This is a genomic window from Micromonospora sp. USAFONa4 (assembly GCF_057197825.1).
In genome coordinates, this window is record NZ_CM170072.1 from 2,747,753 (window position 1) to 2,767,782 (window position 20,030).

Annotated in this window: 23 protein-coding genes; 11 read left to right on the forward strand and 12 right to left on the reverse strand. The window is 73.1% G+C overall.

Features of this window, described 5'->3' with window-relative positions; all coding sequences use genetic code 11:
* Positions 1-54: 54 nt before the first annotated feature.
* The 6 genes from AC0OO9_RS11835 to AC0OO9_RS11860 all read left to right on the forward strand — a co-directional run bounded on the left by AC0OO9_RS11835 (position 55) and on the right by AC0OO9_RS11860 (position 5,712).
* On the forward strand, positions 55-1,065 hold the full coding sequence (locus tag AC0OO9_RS11835) for a carbohydrate ABC transporter permease (protein ID WP_484517262.1): 1,011 nt from the start codon (positions 55-57) through the stop codon (positions 1,063-1,065).
* Positions 1,062-1,895 (forward strand): carbohydrate ABC transporter permease, encoded by an 834-nt coding sequence (locus AC0OO9_RS11840; protein WP_132230775.1) that lies wholly within the window; start codon positions 1,062-1,064, stop codon positions 1,893-1,895. Before AC0OO9_RS11835 ends, AC0OO9_RS11840 begins: the two co-directional genes overlap by 4 nt.
* Complete coding sequence (locus AC0OO9_RS11845) at positions 1,892-3,262, forward strand: GH1 family beta-glucosidase (RefSeq protein WP_484517263.1); 1,371 nt, start codon at positions 1,892-1,894, stop codon at positions 3,260-3,262. Before AC0OO9_RS11840 ends, AC0OO9_RS11845 begins: the two co-directional genes overlap by 4 nt.
* A gap of 17 nt (positions 3,263-3,279) precedes the next feature.
* Positions 3,280-4,284, forward strand: coding sequence for a LacI family DNA-binding transcriptional regulator (locus AC0OO9_RS11850; protein WP_484517264.1), 1,005 nt, complete (start codon positions 3,280-3,282; stop codon positions 4,282-4,284).
* Between the two features lie 128 nt (positions 4,285-4,412).
* Positions 4,413-4,814, forward strand: a complete 402-nt coding sequence (locus tag AC0OO9_RS11855) for a RidA family protein (protein ID WP_484517924.1) — start codon at positions 4,413-4,415, stop codon at positions 4,812-4,814.
* A gap of 1 nt (position 4,815) precedes the next feature.
* On the forward strand, positions 4,816-5,712 hold the full coding sequence (locus AC0OO9_RS11860; protein ID WP_484517265.1) for a GNAT family N-acetyltransferase: 897 nt from the start codon (positions 4,816-4,818) through the stop codon (positions 5,710-5,712).
* A gap of 40 nt (positions 5,713-5,752) precedes the next feature.
* Here AC0OO9_RS11860 and AC0OO9_RS11865 read toward each other — a convergent pair whose 3' ends face one another.
* The 4 genes from AC0OO9_RS11865 to AC0OO9_RS11880 all read right to left on the reverse strand — a co-directional run bounded on the left by AC0OO9_RS11865 (position 5,753) and on the right by AC0OO9_RS11880 (position 8,466).
* On the reverse strand, positions 5,753-6,268 hold the full coding sequence (locus tag AC0OO9_RS11865; RefSeq protein WP_484517266.1) for an O-acetyl-ADP-ribose deacetylase: 516 nt from the start codon (positions 6,266-6,268) through the stop codon (positions 5,753-5,755).
* Between the two features lies 1 nt (position 6,269).
* Positions 6,270-7,061 (reverse strand): EI24 domain-containing protein, encoded by a 792-nt coding sequence (locus tag AC0OO9_RS11870; RefSeq protein ID WP_484517267.1) that lies wholly within the window; start codon positions 7,059-7,061, stop codon positions 6,270-6,272.
* A 75-nt stretch (positions 7,062-7,136) separates the two neighbouring features.
* A complete protein-coding gene (locus AC0OO9_RS11875; protein WP_484517268.1) occupies positions 7,137-7,940 on the reverse strand; it encodes a MerR family transcriptional regulator in 804 nt (267 codons plus the stop codon).
* The gene (locus AC0OO9_RS11880) at positions 7,933-8,466 is read right to left on the reverse strand and encodes a VOC family protein (RefSeq protein WP_484517269.1); all 534 of its coding nucleotides are present in this window, start codon (positions 8,464-8,466) and stop codon (positions 7,933-7,935) included. Before AC0OO9_RS11880 ends, AC0OO9_RS11875 begins: the two co-directional genes overlap by 8 nt.
* Positions 8,467-8,615: 149 nt before the next feature.
* Between AC0OO9_RS11880 and AC0OO9_RS11885 the strand changes: the two genes are divergently transcribed.
* Positions 8,616-9,602, forward strand: a complete 987-nt coding sequence (locus AC0OO9_RS11885; protein ID WP_484517270.1) for a helix-turn-helix transcriptional regulator — start codon at positions 8,616-8,618, stop codon at positions 9,600-9,602.
* Here the strand turns inward: AC0OO9_RS11885 and AC0OO9_RS11890 are convergent.
* Positions 9,593-10,507 (reverse strand): SDR family oxidoreductase, encoded by a 915-nt coding sequence (locus AC0OO9_RS11890; protein ID WP_421455158.1) that lies wholly within the window; start codon positions 10,505-10,507, stop codon positions 9,593-9,595. The genes AC0OO9_RS11885 and AC0OO9_RS11890 overlap by 10 nt on opposite strands.
* 76 nt (positions 10,508-10,583) lie before the next feature.
* On the opposite strand from AC0OO9_RS11890, the gene AC0OO9_RS11895 reads away from it, so the two are divergent.
* Positions 10,584-11,279, forward strand: a complete 696-nt coding sequence (locus AC0OO9_RS11895; RefSeq protein WP_484517925.1) for a nucleotidyltransferase domain-containing protein — start codon at positions 10,584-10,586, stop codon at positions 11,277-11,279.
* 73 nt (positions 11,280-11,352) lie between these two features.
* On the opposite strand, the gene AC0OO9_RS11900 is transcribed toward AC0OO9_RS11895, so the two are convergent.
* From AC0OO9_RS11900 to AC0OO9_RS11920, 5 genes are all read right to left on the reverse strand, one after another.
* Entirely contained in the window at positions 11,353-12,090 is a 738-nt protein-coding gene (locus tag AC0OO9_RS11900) for an alanyl-tRNA editing protein (protein ID WP_132230765.1), read from the reverse strand.
* A gap of 11 nt (positions 12,091-12,101) precedes the next feature.
* A complete protein-coding gene (locus tag AC0OO9_RS11905) occupies positions 12,102-12,989 on the reverse strand; it encodes an alpha/beta fold hydrolase (protein WP_484517271.1) in 888 nt (295 codons plus the stop codon).
* Positions 12,986-13,300, reverse strand: coding sequence for a DUF2516 family protein (locus AC0OO9_RS11910; RefSeq protein ID WP_088998194.1), 315 nt, complete (start codon positions 13,298-13,300; stop codon positions 12,986-12,988). Before AC0OO9_RS11910 ends, AC0OO9_RS11905 begins: the two co-directional genes overlap by 4 nt.
* A 70-nt stretch (positions 13,301-13,370) precedes the next feature.
* On the reverse strand, positions 13,371-14,168 hold the full coding sequence (locus AC0OO9_RS11915) for a hypothetical protein (RefSeq protein WP_484517272.1): 798 nt from the start codon (positions 14,166-14,168) through the stop codon (positions 13,371-13,373).
* Positions 14,165-14,770 (reverse strand): helix-turn-helix domain-containing protein, encoded by a 606-nt coding sequence (locus tag AC0OO9_RS11920; RefSeq protein ID WP_484517273.1) that lies wholly within the window; start codon positions 14,768-14,770, stop codon positions 14,165-14,167. The genes AC0OO9_RS11915 and AC0OO9_RS11920 overlap by 4 nt, the downstream gene beginning before the upstream one ends.
* A 165-nt stretch (positions 14,771-14,935) precedes the next feature.
* On the opposite strand from AC0OO9_RS11920, the gene AC0OO9_RS11925 reads away from it, so the two are divergent.
* The 3 genes from AC0OO9_RS11925 to AC0OO9_RS11935 all read left to right on the forward strand — a co-directional run bounded on the left by AC0OO9_RS11925 (position 14,936) and on the right by AC0OO9_RS11935 (position 17,623).
* The gene (locus AC0OO9_RS11925; protein ID WP_484517274.1) at positions 14,936-15,577 is read left to right on the forward strand and encodes a GNAT family N-acetyltransferase; all 642 of its coding nucleotides are present in this window, start codon (positions 14,936-14,938) and stop codon (positions 15,575-15,577) included.
* A 106-nt stretch (positions 15,578-15,683) separates the two neighbouring features.
* Positions 15,684-16,481: an alpha/beta fold hydrolase gene (locus AC0OO9_RS11930; RefSeq protein ID WP_484517275.1), complete on the forward strand. Its 798-nt coding sequence runs from the start codon at positions 15,684-15,686 to the stop codon at positions 16,479-16,481.
* Positions 16,482-16,768: 287 nt separating this feature from the next.
* Positions 16,769-17,623: a sulfotransferase family protein gene (locus AC0OO9_RS11935; RefSeq protein ID WP_484517276.1), complete on the forward strand. Its 855-nt coding sequence runs from the start codon at positions 16,769-16,771 to the stop codon at positions 17,621-17,623.
* Positions 17,624-18,067: 444 nt separating this feature from the next.
* On the opposite strand, the gene AC0OO9_RS11940 is transcribed toward AC0OO9_RS11935, so the two are convergent.
* On the reverse strand, positions 18,068-19,027 hold the full coding sequence (locus AC0OO9_RS11940; protein WP_484517277.1) for an asparaginase: 960 nt from the start codon (positions 19,025-19,027) through the stop codon (positions 18,068-18,070).
* Positions 19,028-19,123: 96 nt separating this feature from the next.
* Entirely contained in the window at positions 19,124-19,966 is an 843-nt protein-coding gene (locus tag AC0OO9_RS11945; protein ID WP_484517278.1) for a beta-keto acid cleavage family enzyme, read from the reverse strand.
* Between the last annotated feature and the right edge of the window lie 64 nt (positions 19,967-20,030).

Here is a 20,030-nt window from a genome sequence, read left to right on the forward strand (position 1 = left end):
AGGGCGCCGGGGGGCGCCGGTCCCGCCCGCACCCGGGAAAGGAGTGGTCCGGGCATGACCGTCCAGCTCGACCCGCGCCCGCCGGTCGCACCGGCGCCCCGCACCGGTCGACGCACACCGGCGATGCGGTTCAGCCGCCTCGACACGAAGTACTCGCCCTACCTGTTCATCGCCCCGTTCTTCGTGCTCTTCGGGGTGTTCGGGGCGTACCCGCTGATCTACACGTTCTGGGTCTCCCTGCACGACTGGGACCTGCTCGGCAGCAACCACCCGTTCGTCGGGCTGGAGAACTACAGCCGGCTGCTGGAGGACCCCGACTTCTGGCACTCCGTCGTCAACACCCTCGGCATCTTCGTCATCTCCACCGTCCCGCAGCTGCTGGCCGCGCTCTGGCTGGCCAACCTGCTCAACCGGCAACTGCGGGCCCGGACGACGTTCCGGATGGCGGTGCTGATCCCGAACATCACGTCGACGGCGGCGGTCGCGATCGTCTTCGGGGTGCTCTTCGGCCGCGAGTTCGGCATGGTCAACTGGCTCCTCGACCTGGTCGGGATCGACGCGATCGAGTGGAAGTCGAACCGGTTCGCGTCCTGGGTGGCCATCTCCACGATGGTCGACTGGCGGTGGACCGGCTACAACGCGCTGATCTTCCTGGCCGCGATGCAGGCCATCCCGCGCGACCTGTACGAGTCGGCCGCCATCGACGGGGCCGGCCGGGCGCGCCAGTTCTGGTCCATCACCGTGCCGCTGCTCAAGCCGACGATCATCTTCACCGTCATCATCTCCACCATCGGCGGGCTCCAGCTCTTCACCGAGCCCCGGCTGTTCCACTCCGGAACCAACCCGATCCGGGGCGGAACGCTACGGGAGTCGCAGACCGTGACCATGTACATGTTCGAGAACGCCTTCGCGCCCCACTACAACTTCGGCTACGGCTCGGCGGTGGCGTGGCTGCTCTTCGCCCTGATCGCGCTCGTCGCGGCGATCAACGTGCTGCTCCTGCGCCGGCTCGGCGGCGCGAAGCCGCCGAAGGAGGACGCGAAGTCGAAGGAGGGAGCGCGATGACCCGCCTCTGGGCCGCCAGCCGGCTCACCTACGCCGCGCTGATCGCCGCCGGGGTCCTGTCGATCTTCCCGATCTACTGGATGTTCGTGGTGGCGAGCCGCTCCAACGACGCGATGGGCCAGCTGCCACCACCGGTCACCCCCGGCGGCAACTTCGGCGCGAACGTGTCCCGGCTGCTGAACAACACCGACGCGTACTTCGTCGCCGGCCTGGTCAACTCGGCGATCGTGGCGGTCACGGTCACCGTCTCGGTGGTCTTCTTCTCCACGCTGGCCGGGTTCGCCTTCGCCAAGCTGCGGTTCCGGGGGCGCAACGCGCTGCTCATGGTGATCATCGCGACGATGATGGTGCCCACCCAGCTCGGCGTCATCCCGCTCTACCTGCTGATGACGAAGCTCAACTGGAACGACCGGCTGCCGGCGGTGATCGTACCGGCCCTGGTCACGGGCTTCGGGGTGTTCATGATGCGGCAGTACGCGGGCCAGGCGGTCAGCAACGAGCTGATCGAGGCGGCCCGGGTGGACGGCTGCAACACCGCGCGGATCTACTGGAACGTCGTGCTGCCGGCACTGCGCCCGGCCGCCGCCGTGCTGGGGCTGCTCACGTTCATGACCACCTGGAACGACTTCCTGTGGCCGTACGCTGTCCTCAACGACCCGGAGAACCCGACCGTGCAGCTCGCCCTGCGCACGCTGTCCGACGGGTACTACACGGACATGTCCCAGGTGTTCACGGGAACGGCCATCGCCACCCTCCCGCTGTTACTGGTCTTCGTCCTGTTCGGCCGCCAGATCATCGGCGGCATCATGGAAGGTGCGGTCAAGGCGTGAGCACTCTGCGATTCCCCGACAACTTCGTCTGGGGGGCGGCCACCGCCGCGTACCAGATCGAGGGGGCGGCCACCGACGACGGTCGCGGCCCGTCGATCTGGGACACCTTCAGCCGTACGCCCGGCAAGGTCCACCACGGCCACACCGGCGACGTCGCCTGCGACCACTACCACCGGTACGCCGACGACGTGGCGCTGATGGCGGAGCTGGGGCTGAAGGCGTACCGCTTCTCGGTGGCCTGGCCCCGGATCCAGCCGGACGGCACCGGCCCGGTCAACCCGCGCGGCCTGGACTTCTACGACCGGCTGACCGACACGCTGCTGGCCCGGGGCATCGACCCGATCGTCACCCTCTACCACTGGGACCTGCCGCAGGCGCTTGAGGACCGGGGCGGCTGGACCAACCGCGAGACGGCCGAGCACTTCGCCACGTACGCCACGGCGGTGCACACCCGGCTCGGCGACCGGATCCGCACCTGGACGACCCTCAACGAGCCGTGGTGCTCGGCCTACCTCGGCTACGGCAACGGGGTGCACGCCCCCGGCGAGCAGGACGCGGGCGCGGCCTTCACCGCCGTACACCATCTGCTGCTCGGGCACGGCCTGGCGGCCCGCGCGCTGCGCGCGGCCGGCGCGCAGACCGTCGGGATCACGGTCAACCCGGCCGACGTACGCGCGGCCGACCCGGACAGCGCCGCGGACGCGGCGGCGGTCCGCCTCGTCGACGGCCTGCACAACCGGATCTTCCTCGACCCGCTGCTGCGCGCGGCCTACCCCGACGACGTGCTGGAGCACGTGGCCCGCATCGTCGAACCGACGTTCATCCGCGACGGCGACGAGAAGCTGATCGCCGCCCCGATCGACCTGCTCGGCGTCAACTACTACGCCCCCACCTACGTCGCCGGACGGCCGGACGGCGGGGGCGGCAGCGCCTACCCGGGCACCGACGGCGCGGTGGAGTTCCTCCCGCCGACCGGGCCGCTGACCGACATGGGGTGGATGATCGAACCGGCCGGGCTGACCCGGCTGCTGGAACGCCTCGCCACGGACTACCCCGGCGTGCCGCTGATGGTCACCGAGAACGGCGCGGCGTTCCCCGACAAGGCCGACGCCGACGGTGCCGGGCAGGTGCTGGACGCGGACCGCATCGCCTACCTCGACGGGCACCTGCGCGCCGTGCACGAGGCGATCTCCCGGGGCGTGGACCTCCGGGGCTATCTCGTATGGTCGTTGCTGGACAACTTCGAGTGGGCCGAGGGCTACCGTCGACGGTTCGGGATCATCCACGTCGACTACCTGACGCAGCGACGCACACCGAAGTCCAGCGCCCGGTGGTACCAGGAGGTGATCTCCCGGAACGGGCTGTGACGAGGGTGGTAACGGGGATGACGACGGCGCAGCGGCCGACACTGGAAGCGGTTGCCCGGCGGGCGGGCGTCTCGCGGGCAACCGTGTCCCGGGTGGTGAACGGCTCCACGACGGTCGCCGAGCCCATCCGGGACGCGGTCCGCCGGGCGGTGGCCGAGCTGGGGTACGTGCCGAACCTGGCCGCCCGCAGCCTGGTCACCCAGCGGACCGACTCGATCGCCCTGGTACTGCCGGAGGCCGCCACCCGGGTCTTCTCCGACGACCAGGTCTTCCCCGGGATCATCCGGGGCGCGGCGCAGGAGCTGGAGGCGGCCGACAAGCAGCTCGTGCTGATGCTGGCCGGCTCGCCCGCCGGGCACGACCGGGTCGAGCGCTACACGACCGGGCGACACGTCGACGGGGTGCTCTTCGCCTCGCTGCACGGCGAGGACCCGCTGCCCGGCCGGCTCGCCCGGCTGGGCATCCCGGTCGTGTGCAGCGGTCGCCCCCTCGACGGCGCCGACGTGCCCTACGTCGACGTCGACCACGTCGGCGGGGTGGCCACGGCGGTACGGCACCTGCTCGACAGCGGACGCCGCCGCATCGCCACCATCGCCGGCCCGCAGGACATGGTGGCCGGCATCGAGCGCCTCGCCGGCTACCGCAACACGGTCGCCGAGGCCGGCCTGCCGGAGCTGGTGGCGACCGGCGACTTCACCCGCGAGTCCGGGGCGACGGCGATGCGGCAGCTCCTCGCCGAGCACCCCGACCTGGACGCCGTCTTCGCCGCCTCCGACCTGATGGCGCACGCCGCCCTGCGGGCGCTGCGCGAGGCGGGAAGGCGGGTGCCGGACGACGTGGCGGTCATCGGTTTCGACGACATCGAGACGGCGGCGTACACCGAGCCGCCGCTGACCACCGTCCGGCAGCCCATCGTGCAGCTGGGCCGGCAGATGACCCGGCTGCTGCTGCGGCTGGCCGCCGGCGAGGCGATCGAATCCCTGGTGCTCCCCACCGAGCTGATCGTCCGCGAGTCGGCCTGAGGTGTAAGGAAGGGCACCCTGTTGACGTTTCCTGTATGGGAAGGGCCCCCTCCTGACACCTCCCGACGAGTGCCGGAGTTAATCCGTGGAGGCGCTGCGCGGGCGCCGGTAGCGTCGCGCGGGTGACCGTGAACCTGATCCGCGTACCCGCCCTCTCCGACGTCGCCGAGTACGCGTACGCGGCGACGGTCGAGCCGCCGGCCCGGCTCGTGCACACCGCCGGCGCCTGCCCGCTCGACGCCGAGGGCCGGACCGTCGCGCCCGGCGACCCCGTCAACCAGGCCCGGCAGGTGATGGCCAACCTGGAGACCGCCCTCGCGGCGGCCGGGGCCCGACTCACCGACGTCGTCAAGACCACGGTGTACGTGGCGTCGTCCCGCCAGGAAGACCTGGTGGCCGTGTGGGAGGTGGTCCGCGACGCGTTCGGCGACCACGACCCGCCCAGCACCCTGCTCGGGGTGGCCGTGTTGGGCTACTCCGACCAGCTCGTCGAGGTCGAGGCCGTCGCCGCCGTACGCGGGGAGGGCTGACATGCGGATCCGGACCGCCCGTCCCGACGACGCGCCCGCCGTGGTGGCACTGCGCGCGCTCGTGCACCCCTACCTGGTGCGCGGCGTCGAGTCGACCCGGCAGATGATCGCCCAGCCCCCGCCCGGCGAGCAGTGGACCGCGTACGTCGTCGAGGTGGACGACACCGTGGTCGGCTGGGTGTCGGCGTACCGCAACGACCGGACCTCCGAGCCCGACGTCGGCGAGGTCTCCACCCTGCACGTGCACCCGGAGCACCGGGGGCGTGGCGCCGGCACCGCGCTGCTGACCGCCGCGCTGGGGCATCTGCGCGACATCGGGGCGCGCCGGGTGCGTACCTGGGCGTTGCCGGAGTCGCTGCCGTTCGCCCGCCGGCACGGGTTCACGCCGAGCCGGGAGCTGCGCTACTCGGCGCTGGACCTGCGGCCGGCCCCGCCGATGCCGCAACCGCCGTCGGGCGTACGGCTGCTGCCGCTGACCGACGTCGAGCCGCGCCGGGTCCACCTGGCCGAGGTGGCGGCGGCGGCCGACGAGCCGGAGGACGTGCCCGGCGACTCGATCAGCTACGAGACCTGGCGCTCCGAGGTCTGGGACAACCCTGGCCTGGACCGGGCGGCCAGCACGGTGGCCGAGGTCGGCGGCGAGATCGTGTCGTTCAGCCTCGTCAAGCGCGACGGCGACCGGATGTGGTCGGACTACACCGGCACGCTGCCGGCGCACCGGGGGCGCGGGCTGGCCCGCCTAGTCAAGACGGCGGCGCTGCACCGCGCCGCAGCCAACGGGGTACGCGTCGCCTACACCTCGAACGACGAGGCGAACGCGCCGATGCTGGCGGTCAACGTCGGGCTCGGCTACCGCCCGGTCGGTTCGAGCTGGTCCTGCCTGCGCGAGCTCGCCTGACGGTCCGGCTCGGGGTCGCGCGGAGTTGGAGCGCGTGCGCTCAGCCGGCGGCCCGCACCCGCTGGGCGACCGCCAGGGTCTCGGCGCCGAAGAGCACCAGCCGGGCCTCGGTGACGTGCGCCGGGGTGGCCGAGCCGAGCACCGACAGGGCCTGCCGGACGGCGTCCTCGACCGGCCAGCCGTAGACGCCGGCCGAGATCAGCGGGAACGCCACGCTCGTAGCGCCCAGCTCGTCGGCGACCCGCAGGCTGTTCGCGTAGCAGTCGCGCAGCAGCGGCGAGCGGTCCTCGTCGGTCGACCAGACCGGCCCGACCGTGTGCACCACCCAGCGCGCCGGCAGGTCGCCCGCGGTGGTGGCCACCGCCTGGCCGGTCGGCAGGCCCCGGCCGTACCGGGAGGCGCGCAGCGCCCGGCACTCGTCGAGGATGGCCGGCCCGCCCCGCCGGTGGATGGCGCCGTCCACTCCCCCGCCGCCGAGCAGCGACGAGTTGGCGGCGTTGACGATCACGTCCACCCGCTGCGTCGTGATGTCGCCCCCGACCAGGGTGATCTCCACGTCAGCCCTCCGTGACGGACTGGCCGAGCGAGCGGCGGGCCAGCAGGGTCGCCCCGGCGACGGCGGCCGGCATGACGAGCACCGCGCCGAGCGGGATCAGGAAGCAGACGAAGACCGCCACGCCGAAGCCGAGCGTGGTCGGCCGGTCCGCCTTGAGGTGCGCCCGCCGCTCCGGCAGCCGCATCCCGCGCCGGTAGAAGGGGGCGCCGACCAGCTCCACGGCGAGCAGCCAGCCACCGACCGCCGCGCCGATGACCGGCACCACGGTCTGGCCGACCACCGGGATGAACCCGGCGGCGAAGAGCGGGATGCCGAAGAGGATCGACAGGCCCACCAGCCGTACGGAGTCGGCGAGGCTGCGCCGCAGCGACGGCCAGAACGGCACGTCGACGGCGTTCGGCGTGCCGCCGAGGCGTTCCTCGACGCGTTCGGAGATCTTCTCGTAGAACGGGTCGCCGATGACCAGGGTGACGGCCGTGAAGCTGACCACCGCGAGCAGGCCGCCGAGGCCGAGGAAGGCCAGCCCGGCGACCACCCGCATGAGGCTGCGCCAAGTGGTCGACCAGTCGTCGGCGAACGGCGTGACCAGCGCGGCCAGGTCCTCGACGAAGTACGCCAGGGTGGCGAACGCGGCCACGAAGAGCACACCCGAGATCAACGCCGGGATGACGCCGAGCAGCATCAGCCCGGGGCTGCGGACGTAGAGGCCGAGGCCGCGCAGGAGCAGGCCCACGCCGGTGAAGAACCGGCTGGCGGCGCCGGTCACGGGCGCGGCGATGCGGGGTGCGTTCACGACCGCAGAGCCTAGTTGTACCCGGTCACGGGGGCGATCGCAGCCGGCCGCCTGGCGGGCCTCCGGACCCGCGCTCTACTGCCAGGTGGCGGTGTCGGGGTCGATGCCGTGGGCGCGTGCGCTGGCGTCGATGCTCTGCCGGAACCACGTGGTGAGGCCGGGACGGATGCCGTCGTAGTGGGCGGCGAATGCCGGATCGGCCTCGTACCTGCGGCCGAGACAGACCTGCATCTGCCTGGTGAGGGGAAAGTACGCGGAGAAGACCTCGCGGTGCCGCTCGACGAGTCGGTTCGCCTCCGGGCTGCCAGGGGTGACCCCGGCGTCCATCGCGTCGCCGAGGGCACGGTCGAGGTCGGCAACGGTGTCGGCGACGGCCTGCCATTCCTCCGGGCCGCGAGAGGCTGCGCGTTCGGCGTACTGCTGCCATTGCGTCGTGTCTCCGTAGCGGTGACGGGCCTGGGCGTGCCGGTCCGGGTCCCACTGGGGGCCGAAGATCGCGGCCTGCTGCTCGACGGTCAGCAGCAGGCCGCGCTCGTGGGCGTCGATCATGCGATCCAGGCCGGCGCTGAGTTGCTGGAGGCGGTCGATCCGCTGGGCGACCTGGATGCGCTGCGCGCGCAGTGCGCCGGGCACGTCTGCGGCCGAGTCGTCCAGGACGGCCCGGATGCTGTCCAGGCCGAGGCCGATCTCCCGGTAGACGAGGATGCGGTGCAGGCGTTCCAGATCGGCGGCGGTGTAGAGCCGGTAGCCGGCAGTCGTGCGCAGCGACGGTCGCGCCAGACCGATGCCATCCCAGTGGTGCAGCGCGCGGACCGTCACGCCCAGCCGCGTCGAGACCTGGCCGACGGTCAGGCCATCGGCGTCGGTGGCATCAGGCATGCTCCTCATTGTCGCCGCGACCGCCCGGTGGGGTGATCCCGATGGCTGCAAGGTTCCGCGCCTCCTGGCTGGCCGGGTCGAAGGGCTTCGCCGCGGTGAAGACGATCCGGGCGTTCTCGGGGGTGATCACCTCCACGTCGCGGGTGTTCCAGGGGGTGTCCCGGGGGCCGTCGACCGAGTCCGGGCGCAACGCACGACACGCCTCGACGAGGGGATCGATCTGGCTGAGCACGCCCGAGAAGCTGAAACTCATCGCTGGTGGCTGCGCCGGAACGCTCTCCGCCGAGCGGAGGAGTACGTCCTGGAACGCCCACCGGCGCAGGTGCACGAGCGTGCCGGGGATGCTGAACAACTCGAAGAAGCCGAGACCACGAGTCCAGAAGTCCACCGACGCCGCCAGGTCGCTCGTGGGAATCGTCACGAACGCGGGCATCCCGTAGATGCCCCGGAACGGCTCCGGCGCCACCGCGTCCGGGCCGGGATCGGGCACGGGACTGATCTCGAAAGCGTCGTAGTAGTCACTCATGCACCCCACCCTGGGGCCTTACGCGGCGTGAGGGTCAAGCCGCGTCGGTGCCGGTCCTACCGCTGGCCGCGACCAACGTCGTGGGCGCGGTACACCCGGTAGGCGGACCGCCGGCTGGGGACGTCGGGCGGGCACGGCAGGATGGACACGTGCGGGCGGCCCGGTTGATCTCGTTGGTCCTGCTGCTCCAGGCGCGGGAGACGATGACCGCCGCGGAGCTGGCGCGGGAGCTGGAGGTCTCCGAGCGGACCGTCTACCGCGACGTGCTGGCGCTCTCCGCCGCCGGGGTGCCGGTCTACGCCGACCGGGGCCGCGCGGGAGGCTACCGGCTGCTCGGCGGCTACCGGACCCGGCTGACCGGGCTGACCCGGGACGAGGCGGAGGCGCTCTTCCTGGCCGGGCTGCCCGGACCGGCGGGCGACATGGGGCTCGCCGACGCGGTGGCCTCGGCCGAGCTGAAGGTGCTCGCCGCGCTCCCACCGAGCCTGCGCGACGCGCCGGTGCGCACCGGGCAGCGCTTCCACCTGGACGTGCCGGGCTGGTTCCGGGAGGCTGGGCCGCCGCCGTGGCTGACCGAACTGGCCGGTGCGGTCTGGCGGGACCGGATCGTCGAGCTGCGCTACCGGCGCGGCGACCACGAGGTGACGCGCACCGTGCGGCCGTACGGGCTGGTACTCAAGAACGGCGTCTGGTATCTCGTGGGCCGGGTCGGCGACGACGTGCGCACGTACCGGGTGGACCGGGTCACTTACGTCGGGGTCCAGACCGCGACCTTCGACCGGGACGAGCGCTTCGACCTGGCCGGATACTGGCGGGAGCAGGCCGAGGAGTTCCTGCGCGGCATGCTCCGGGCCGAGGTCACGGTGCGGCTGAGCCCCGTCGGCCTGCGCCGGCTCCGCTTCGTCGCCGACGCCCCCTTCGCGTACGACGAGGCGCTCGCCGCGGCCGGCGAGCCCGACGGGCAGGGGTGGGTGGTGACCCGCCTGCCCGTCGAGTCCGTCGACGTCGCGTACCCCCAGTTGCTGTCCCTGGGGCCGGAGGTGGAGGTGCTCGACCCGCCGGACCTGCGGGAGCTGATGGTCGACGCCGCCAGGCGGTCCGCTGCGGTCTACCGGGTGGCGCCCGGTCAGCGGTAGCCGGTCACGTCGGCCGGTCTGTCCTTCTCCACCACCTCGGTGATGTAGCGGAACCCGTCCGGCCGGCTGCCGTCGACGTCGGTGAACCCGTACACCTGGGACAGCTCGCCGGCCGAGACGGACGCCTGGTTCCAGCGGGCCCGGTCCTCGTCGGCGGCGAGCGCGGCGACCGCGCGCCCGACGAAGGCCGGGGTCTCCGAGATGAGGAAGTGCGGATCCTTGGCGGCGCCGTCGCGCCAGTTCTCCTCGGTGACCCCGAAGTGCTCCAGCATCGCCTCGGACCGGATCCAGCCCGGTGTCAGCGCCACGGCGGTGCCGCCGTGCGGCTTCAGCTCGTGCCCCCAGACGTACGCGAGCCGGTTGACCGACGTCTTCGCGAGGTCGTAGAAGACCGACAGCCGGTAGTGGTCGTCGTTGTACGCCTTCGTGCCGTCGCCGACCTCGACGACCAGGCCGCCGGGGCGGCGGATCAGCAGCGGCAGCGCGAAGTGGGCGGTGACGACGTGCGTGTCGATCGCCAGGCGCAGGCTACGGAAGCCGGCGTCGAGCGGCTGCTCCCAGACCGGCTTCTCCCAGGTGGTCAGGGGGTCACCGCCCCAGATGTCGTTGACCAGCACGTCGAGGCGGCCCTGCTCGGCGTCGATCCTGGCGACCAGGTCGCGGACCTGCTCGGGGACGAGGTGGTCGACCCGGACCGCGATGCCGGTGCCGCCGGCGGCGGTGACCAGCTCGGCGGTCTCCTCGATGGTCTCCGGGCGGTCCATCTCGGAGCGACCGGCCCGGCTGCTGCGGCCGGTGGCGTAGACCGTGGCGCCGGCGGCGCCGAGCTGCACCGCGATCTGCCGGCCGGCGCCCCGCGTCGCCCCGGCGACGAGCGCGATCTTTCCTGTCAGCGGTTTCGTCATGCGGCGAGCCTGTCAGCGATACCTGACAGCCGAAGTCCGGTTTCGCGAACGCGTGTCGTCCGGCATGCTCGCCGGCATGCACCTGCTGCTCTCCGGGATCGTCGGCTCGGTCGCGTACGGGCTGGCCGGGCCGGGCTCCGACGTCGACCGGATCGGCGTCTTCGCCGCGCCCACCGTCGCCTTCCACGGGCTGCGCCCGCCCCGCGAGTCGGTGGTGACCACCGATCCCGACATCACCCTGCACGAGGCGGCGAAGTGGTGCCGCCTGGCGCTGAGCGGCAACCCGACCGCCACCGAGCTGGCCTGGTTGCCGGAGGACTGCTACGAGACCCGTACGGAGTTCGGCGACCGGCTGGTCGCCATCCGCTCGGCGTTCCTCAGCGCGCCCCGCGTCCGCGACGCCTACCTGGGCTACGCCGGCCAGCAGTTCCGCAAGCTGGAGTCCCGGGGCGACGGCACGTTCTCGGCCGACACCCGGCGGCGCACCGCCAAGCACGCCCGGCACCTGGCCCGGCTGGTGCACCAGGGCCGGCTGCTCTACGCCACCGGCGTGCTGGAGATCCGGCTCGCCGATCCGCAGTGGTTCCGCAGCTTCGGCGAGCGGGTGGCCGGCGGTGCGTTGGCCGAGGCACGGGCCCTGATCGCCGAGGCGGAACGCGACTTCGACCGGATCCGTACCCCGCTGCCGGACCGCCCGGACGAGGCGGCCGTGGAACGCTGGCTGCTCGACGTGCGCGCCGCCCACCTGTCGCCAGGTCCCGCCACGCCCTGACCCACCGGTCCGGGTCACCGCAAGTCGGACTCGTTGCCCTCGACCGGCTGGCGGCGGGCGACCGCGCGGGGGCTCAGTCCGCCAGGCGTACGCGGACCCGACGGTTGGCCCGCCCCTTGCTCTCCACCTTGACCACCTGCACCTTGCCGATCTGCGCGGTGGAGGCGACGTGCGTGCCGCCGTCGGCCTGGACGTCCAGCCCGACGATGTCGACGATCCGCACCTCCTGCTCCTCCGGCGGGATCAGGTTCGACTGGGTACGGATGATGTCGGGCAGGGCGAGCGCCTCGTCGCGGGGCAGCACCCGCACGGCCACCGCCCGGTCGGCGGCGACCTCGGCGTTGACCAGCTCCTCGATGCGGCTCTTGAAGTCGGACGGCACCTCGGGCAGGTTGAAGTCCATCCGGGCCTCGCCCGGTTCCATGTTGCCGCCCGTGACGAGCGCGCCGAAGTCGCGGAACACCACCCCGCAGAGCACGTGCAGCCCGGAGTGGGTCCGCATCAGCCGGGTGCGCCGGTCGTCCTCGACCGCGCCGGTGACCGCCGTGCCGGCCGGCGGCAGCGGGTCGCCCTCGACCGGGATCAGCCAGAGGTCGTCGCCCTTGCGGGTGCCGGCGATCCGGGTCTGCACCCCCTGCCAGAGCAGTACGCCGTGGTCCGGCGGCTGCCCGCCGCCGCCCGGATAGAACGCCGAGCGGTCCAGCACGATGCCCTGCTCGGGATCGGCGTGCAGCACCGTGCACTCCCACTCCCGCAGTGTCGGATCGGCGAGGTCCAGCCGGTGCGTACGACCGTGGTGTGTGACGCCCATGTCAGGGCACGTTACTCGTTCAGGAAGGCCGATATCCGGCTGCGCAGGTCGGCGCGTTCCGTCCAGAGGACGCCGGGCCGGTCGTACACGTGCAGGGTGGCCCGGGGCAGCGCGGCGGCGAGCTGCTCGGCGACCTCGACCGGGTGCAGGTCGTCGCCGGCACAGCCGATCACCAGGGCCGGCGCGGTGACGGCGGCCAGCGAACCGGCGTCGCGCAGGGGCGCCTGCTCGGGCAGGCTCGCCAGCCCCGGGGCGAGCCCGTCGCGCAGGAGCTGGTCGAGGCGCTGGCGCAGGTAGGCCCAGCCGGCCGGCGTGTTGCGTACGGCGGGCGGCAGCTCGGCCTGGACCACGTCGGCCACGGCGGCGGCGTCGCCGCTCTCCACCGCCTCGAACAGCGCGGTCAGCCGGGCCCGGGCGACCTCGCCGCGCGGCCGGTCGAGCGCCGCGGGCAGGAAGACGATGAGTCGCTCGAAGCGTTCGGGGCTCTCGGCGAGCAGCCGGCAGAGCGCGCCGGCGCCGAGGCTGGCGCCGAAGGCCCGGGTGGCGCCGCCGAGGTCGGCGACCGCGCGCAGGTCGCGGGCGAGGTCCAGGTAGCTCCACGGGCCGGGCGGCGCGTCGGAGCGGCCGTGCCCGCGGAACTGGAAGAACAGCTTGCGGCCCGTCACCCCGCTGCCGAACGGCCGGGTGGTGGCGATGCCGTTGCCCAGCCCGTGGGCGAACACCGTGACCGGGTCACCCGCGCCGGTGACGAGCTGCTCCAGGTGTACGCCGTGCGGCGTGGCGACCAGCTCGGTGTCCGGCTCCGGCAGGGCCGGTCGGCCGGTACGCGGGGCGCCCGGGCCCGGCCCCCAGGTGCGGGGCCCGCCGTCCGGTGGGGGCGGCCAGCGGAAACCCCTCACCAGAAGCCTTTGCCGTCGCTCAGGTCGCGCAGCCCCACCCGGACGTCGAGCAGGTAGATCAGGCCGGCGGCGATGCCGACGAGCCCGAAGAGACTGATCGGGCCGAAGCCGAGCAGGGTCAGCACCAGGCAGACGGCGAGGATCGCGATCCAGCCGCCCTTGGGCAGGGTGCCGATGGCGGCGAAGGCGTCGGAACGCTGGGTGATGGCGTGCACCAGGGCGATGCCCTGCACGATCAACGCGAAGACGAGCAGGATCAGCTCGATCACGTAGCGAACATCGAAGGCGAAGAGCGGCGCGGCGTAGGCCATGTCGGCAAGCTTATGCCGGTGACCCCGGATACGTCCGACAGGACGCATCCGGGGTCACCGGCGGAACGATCTACTCGGCGGCCGGGCGGGTCCGCTTGGTGGCCCGGGGCAGCTTCGCCGACGGGGTGGCGGCCGGCTCGGCGGCGGCCTTGGCGGCCTTGGTGGCCCGGGTCGCCGCCTTCTTCGCGGCGGCCGGCTTGGCCTCCAGCACCTCGGCCACGTCGGCCGGGGTCGGCACCTCGTCGGTCACGGCCGGGGTCGGCACGTCGGTGGTCACGGCCTGGGTCGGCACGTCGGCGGTGACGGACCGCACGGTGGCCGGCTTCGCGACGGCCTCGGCCGGCTCGGTCTCGGCTCCGGTCGCCTCGATGTCGGCGTTCACGGTCTCGGCGGCCTCCAGCACGCCGGCCCCGACGACCCGCTCACCCCGGGCGACAAGCGCGACGTACGCGGCCTGCGCCCGCTCCTGCGCGGCCTGGGCGCCGGCGACCACCACGGCGGCGTTGCGGGTGGCCAGCGCGCGGAGCCGGTCGAGGTCGGCGACCTCGCGCAGCCGCTCCAGGTCGGCGACCTCGCGCAGCTTGTTCAGGTCTGCGGCCTCGCGCAGGCGCTTCAGGTCCAGCTCGGTCGGGACGGCCTTCTCGCGCAGGCCCTCGGCGGTCAGGTTCGCCGTACGCAGCGTGTCGTTGGCCTTCTGGCGCAGCTCGACGCCGGTGACGACGGCCTTGCCACCCAGGTCGGCGACGACCTTGGTGCCGAGGTCGGTCACCACGGCGGGGAGCTTGCGCAGCTGCTGGAGGGCGAGCTCGCCCGCGCCCGCGGCGGCGTAGATCGGGGCCGGGATGCGGCTGGTCTTCGGCTGGGTCATCGCTTCTCCTCTTCGGCCGCGTCGCGGGCGGCCTTCTTCTCGGGGGTGTCGATCGGTGCGGGGGCGGGGCCGGCCTCGGTGACGGCGACCGACTCCAGCACGGCCTCGGTCGGGGTGCCCTCCGGTGTGGTGGGGCCCGTGGCGGCGAGGTTGGCCAGGTCGGGCGCGGCCTCGACGGGATCCGGCGTGCCCGCGCCGGCGGCGGCGTCGGTGCCGGCGGTGGGCGTCGCGCCGGTGGCCGCCGCGGTCGCCTCGGCGAGCCGCGCGTTCTCCCGGCGGAACGTCTCGTAGATCTGGGTGAGCGACTGCTTCTGCGCCATGGTCAGGTCGGGGTCGACGGAGATGGCCGCGAGCACGCCCTGGCCCTCCTTGTCGTCGAGCAGCCCGGCCCGCAGGTACATCGCGGGGGTGGAGACGCGCAGCGCGCTGGCGAGCTGCTGGAGCACCTCCGCGCTCGGCTTGCGCAGACCGCGCTCGATCTGACTGAGGTACGGGTTGCTGACCCCCGCCTGCTCGGCGAGCTGCCGCAGCGAGATCTTCGCGTTGCGGCGCAGGTCGCGAATGAACCCGCCGACGTCGGGAAGGTCCTTACCAGTGGCCATGGCCCGACGCTAACGCGCCCTGCTAGCTCCTGCAAGCAGAACGCTAACCAGAGTTAGCGACGTCTCATCCCGCCGCCCCGGCCACGCCCGCGCAGGGTGCGGCGGACCGGTCGCCGTCGGTAAACCGGTGGCGTCACCGCGGTCCCGATCGTCACGATCGAGCCCGTGCTCGCCGACCTGTGGCCCCTGTACGGCCTCACCATCTCCACGCCACGACTTGAGCTTCGCCTGCCCCGCGAGGAGGAACTGGCGGCACTCGCGCATCTCGCGGGCCGGGGCGTGCACCGCCCGGACGAACGCCCGTTCCTGACGCCGTGGACCGACGGCGGGCCGGAGGAGCGGGCGCGCGCCGTGTTGCAGGGGCACTGGGGCCGGCTCGGCGACTGGAGTGACTCGGCGTGGCGGCTCGGGCTCGGCGTCTTCCGGCACGGGGATCCGCTCGGCGTGGTCACGCTCGGCGCACGCGACTTCCGGGTGGTCCGGCAGGTCACGACGTCGTCGTGGCTCGGGATCGAACACCAGGGCAGGGGCTACGGAACCGAGGCCCGCGCCGGCCTGCTCACGCTGGCCTTCGACCACCTCGGCGCCGATGCCGCCCTGACCGAGGTCTTCCAGGACAACCACTCGTCCCAGGGGGTCTCCCGCAAGCTCGGCTACGAGCACGACGGCATCTCCGTCGACGCCCGCGGTGACGAGGCCCTCGTGTCCGATCGCCTACGGCTCACCCGCGCGAAGTGGCGCCGGCAGGAGCGGCCGGCGGCAACGGTCCACGGCGTGGCGGCCTGCCTGCCGATGTTCGGCCGCTGACCAGGATCCCCGCACCACCCGGCGGTCGCGCCTGGGACCACTCGCCCGACGCCCGCGCCGGCACAAGGCGGTTGCGCCCCGGTCTCCCGGTGCGTACCTTGCCGCAGTGACCAAGATCGAGGTGAACGGCGCCCTGCTCGCGTACGACGACACCGGCAGCGGCACGCCCGTCGTCCTGCTGCACGCCGGCATCGCGGACCGGCGGATGTGGCGGGAGCAGGTCGGCCCGCTGGCCGCGCGGCACCGGGTGATCGCCCTCGACCTGCGCGGCTACGGGGACTCCGAGCTACCGCCGACTCCGTTCGCCCACCACGACGACGTGGCCGGACTGCTCGACGCGCTCGACCTCCCCCGGGCCGCCCTGGTCGGCTGCTCGTTCGGCGGCGCCGTCGCCATCGACACCGCGCTGGCCCACCCGGAGCGGGTGAGCGCGCTCGCCCTCCTCGGCACCGCCGCCTCGGGCCACGAATGGTCGGACGAGGCGAACGACCTCTGGGAGAGCCTGGTGGGCGAGGTCGACCCGGAGGACTTCGCCGCCAGCGCCGACGGCGAGGTGCGCTTCTGGGTGGTCGGCCCGGGCCGCGAGCCCGCCGACGTCGACCCGGAGCTGCTCGCCTTCGCCCGCGAGATGGACCAGCGGGCGCTCGCCGCCGAGTTGGCGCTCAGCGCGGTCGACGTCGCCGAACTCGACCCGCCCGCGATCGGTCGCCTCGGCGAGCTGCGGATGCCCGTCCTGGTCGGCGCCGGCGCGGCCGACGTGCCCGACATCAGCCGCCTCGCCGACCGGATCGCCGCCGAGGCGCCCGACGCTGTCCGCCTGCCCGACGTGCCCGACGCCGGCCACCTGCTGCCGCTGGAGCGCCCCGCCCCGGTCAACGCCGCCCTGCTCGACTTCCTGCCCTGACACCCGCCCCGTCGCCCGCCTCCGCGAGGTGCGAGGTGGGCGGCGCGCCGGCCGGACGCCCGCCAGGCCCGCAGCGGAGGCGGTCCTTGCCGATCGGCCGGCCAGCCTCTCGGCCCGCGTCGAACGGGTGAAGGGGATAAATGGATTGCCCGGGCTCCGGGCCGGGAGTTTGACTGCTCGCCATGTCTCCTTCCCCCTCACCCGTCTTCGTTGCGGGTACGGGTCGTTCGGGAACGTCACGGCTCGCCGACATCATCGGCGAACATCCGCTGATCCACCGGATCCCCATGGAGACCAGGTTCCTCGTCGACCCGGGCGGCCTGCGGGACCTGGCCGACGCGCTCACCGGTCGATACGACCCCACCGTCGGCGAGGACGCCCTGCACCGGCTCAGCGACTTCCTCACCGTACGGGTGCCCGGCCGGCGCGACGATCGCGGCAGGACCGTTCCCGAACTGGTCGGCGAGCGGCGCTACCGGGACGCGGTGGAACGACTCTGGCCGCAGTTGATCGCGTACACCTTCGACGAACCTGCGCCCGCCGAAGGCTTCGGCGACGCCGACCGTCCGGCCGGGCCGTTCGCGCCGCTGAGCCGCCGGCGGGTGGTTCCCAGGTACTTCAACGACCGGGGCGAACTCCTCGGAATCCTCCGTGGCCTGGTCGACACCATCTTCGGCGGAGCAGCTGCCGACGCGGGCAAGCCGACCTGGTGCGAGAAGACGCCGTTCAACCTGCTGTGCATGGAGTTCCTCTGGGAACTGGTCCCCGAGGCGACCATCGTGCACATCAAACGTCACCCGGTGTCGGTGCTCGCATCCCATCTGGCCCAGCCATGGGCGCCGTCCACGGTCGACGGTGCGCTCGCCTACCTCAAGCCGATCTACGATCGGTGGCTCACGTGGAAGGACACGGTCGACCTGACGGGCAGGCGATACGTCGAGGTGAAGGCGGAGGATCTCGCAGCCGACTGGCCCGGGCAGCGCCGCGCCCTGTTCGAGCGGCTCGGCGTCCACGACTTCGACACCCGTTCGACGTTCCAGGCACACAAGCTGGCGCAGCGCAACGACCAGTTCGACGACGAGACCCGCGAGTTCATCGAAGAAGCACTCGGCGAGGTCGTCCCGGCCATGGGATACGAGTGACGACCATGGCTCTCCACCCTGACGACGATGTGGTCGTCGACCCGCTGACAAGAATCGGCGCCGCCTTCCACCCCCGCTAGGTGGCCGCGTCCGCGGCCCCTGGAGGGGGCAACCATGTCTCGTACGGACAAAGACGGTCCGCATCACCCGCGAACCGGCCTGCGGGGGCTGATCGCTGGTGGAGGTCCCCCGCGCTGGTTCATCAACGCTGTCTGGACCAGCAGGGAGCGTCAGGCTGTGAGAGCCGCGTGCCGTGACGCCGCGAAGGAACATCGCGGAAACGGGATCGTCGACACCATCCCGACCACCCAGCAGCACCGACACGGTGCCCAGTGGCTCTGGTGGTGACGTGCGACTGCACGGTAGGCAGCCGCCGGTGGCCCAGCGAAGCGGTCCACCGCCCGGCCGCGCGCCCGGTGAACGTCGCGACGACGGGCGTAACGGCTACCAGAGGGGCCGGACGGCGCCGACCCGCAGGCCGCCGCCGAAGAGCGGCAGTTCGGCGTACTCGGTCAGCACCGGCGCGTCCAGCCCGAGGCGGCGCAGGGCGGAGACCAGCACCGGCATCCGGGCGCGGCCCGCGCCGTCGTCGATCTTGAGGGCGACCGCGCCGACCCCGGGCACCGCCGCCGCGACGACCCCCTCGGCGCCGATCTTGGCGAGCAGCCCGGGCACTCCCCGCATCAGCCGGCTGTCCTCGGCCCGGGTACCGCCGACCAGGTCCGGGTGGGCGCGCATCGCGTCGGCCACCGTCCGCGCCACGGTGCCGGGCTCCGCCGAGACGAGCCGGAGGTACGCCCCGGCGAGGCCGGCCAGCGATACGGCGAGCACCGGGGCGCCGCAGCCGTCCACCCCGACCGCCGCAGCCGGCTCGCCCGTGAACTCCTCCACCGCGTCCCGGAGCCGCTGCTGCAACGGGTGCTCCGGACGCCAGTACCCGTCGAGCGGCCAGCCGGCGGCCAGGCAGGTCAGCAGCATCCCGCTGTGCTTGCCGGAGCAGTTCATCTGCGTACGGGTGGGGCCGCCACCGGCCCGCAGCACGGCCGTTCGCGCCTCGTCGCCCACGGGCAGGTCCGGCGGGCAGTGCAGGGCCGACTCGTCCAGCCCGGCGCGGGCGAGCAGCGCCCCGACCCGGGCCAGGTGGAACTCCTCCCCGGCGTGGCTGGCCGAGACCAGCGCCACGTCGGCGGGGTCGGCCAGCGTCAGCCCGGCGCGGAGCATCCCGACCGTCTGCATCGGCTTGTTGGACGAGCGCGGGAAGACCGGGGAGGTCACGTCCCCGGCACCGGCCACCGTCTGCCCCGAGGCGTCGAGCACCACCACCGAGCCCCGGTGCACGCCCTCGACGAACCCCGACCGGACCACCTCGGCGAGCGGCGCGCCGCCCTCGTACGTCTTTCCCACAGGGTGGACGGTACCGGCACCCCCGGCAGCGGTCGGCGGGCGGGTGAGCAGGTCGTCGACGACCCGGTGTACAGCAGCGCCGTCCCGGGTCGCCGCTTACCTGCCGGCGGCCGGCAAGCCGAGCAGCCCGCGCGCCTCGGCGGTGGTCAGCGGCGGCCGCTGGGCGAGCTGGGCGAAGCCGACCGCCCGGGCGACGAGCTGCATGTTGGACTCGACCGGCCGGCCCTTGGCGTAGGTCACCGTGTCCTCCATGCCGACGCGCAGGTGCCCGCCGGCCGAGAGCGAGGCCAGCATGACCGGGATGGTGCTGCGGCCGATGCCGGTGGCGGAGAAGGTGGTGCCCTCGGGCAGGTCGCGCAGCGCCTGGTGGGCGGCGACCAGGGCCGGGGTGGTGCCCGGCATGCCGCCCGGCACGCCCATCACGAAGTCGACGTGCACGTGCCCGCCGGCAGGCAGGCCGTACTTGCCGAGCAGCCGTTGCAGTGCCGTCAGGTGGCCGAGGTCGAAGATCTCGTACTCGGGCACGATGCCGCGCTCCTGCATCCGGGTGTGCAGGTCGACGATGAACTCCCACCGGTTGAGGAAGACGTCGTCGCCGAAGTTGAGCGTGCCCATCGTGCAGGAGGCCATGTCCGGCCCGGCGTCGAGCACGGCGAGTCGGTCGGCCTCCGGGTCGGTCACCGCGCCGCCCGAGGAGAGCTGCACGACGAGGTCGGTGCTCTCCCGCAGCGCCGTCACGGTCTCCCGCAGCCGTCCCTGGTCCAGGGTGGGCCTGGCCTCGTCGTCGCGGATGTGGACGTGGATCACGGCGGCGCCGAGCGCCTCGCACTCCTTGGCGGTCAGCAGCAGCTCGTCGAGCGTCACCGGCAGCGCCGGCACCTCGGCCTTGGCCGACTCCGCGCCGGTGGGGGCAACCGTGATCAACGTCCCTGTCGTCATGCCCGGATCCTAGACCGAGGCCGGCGGGCCAGTCGACCGGAACTTTTCCGGCCTCAGCGCCCCT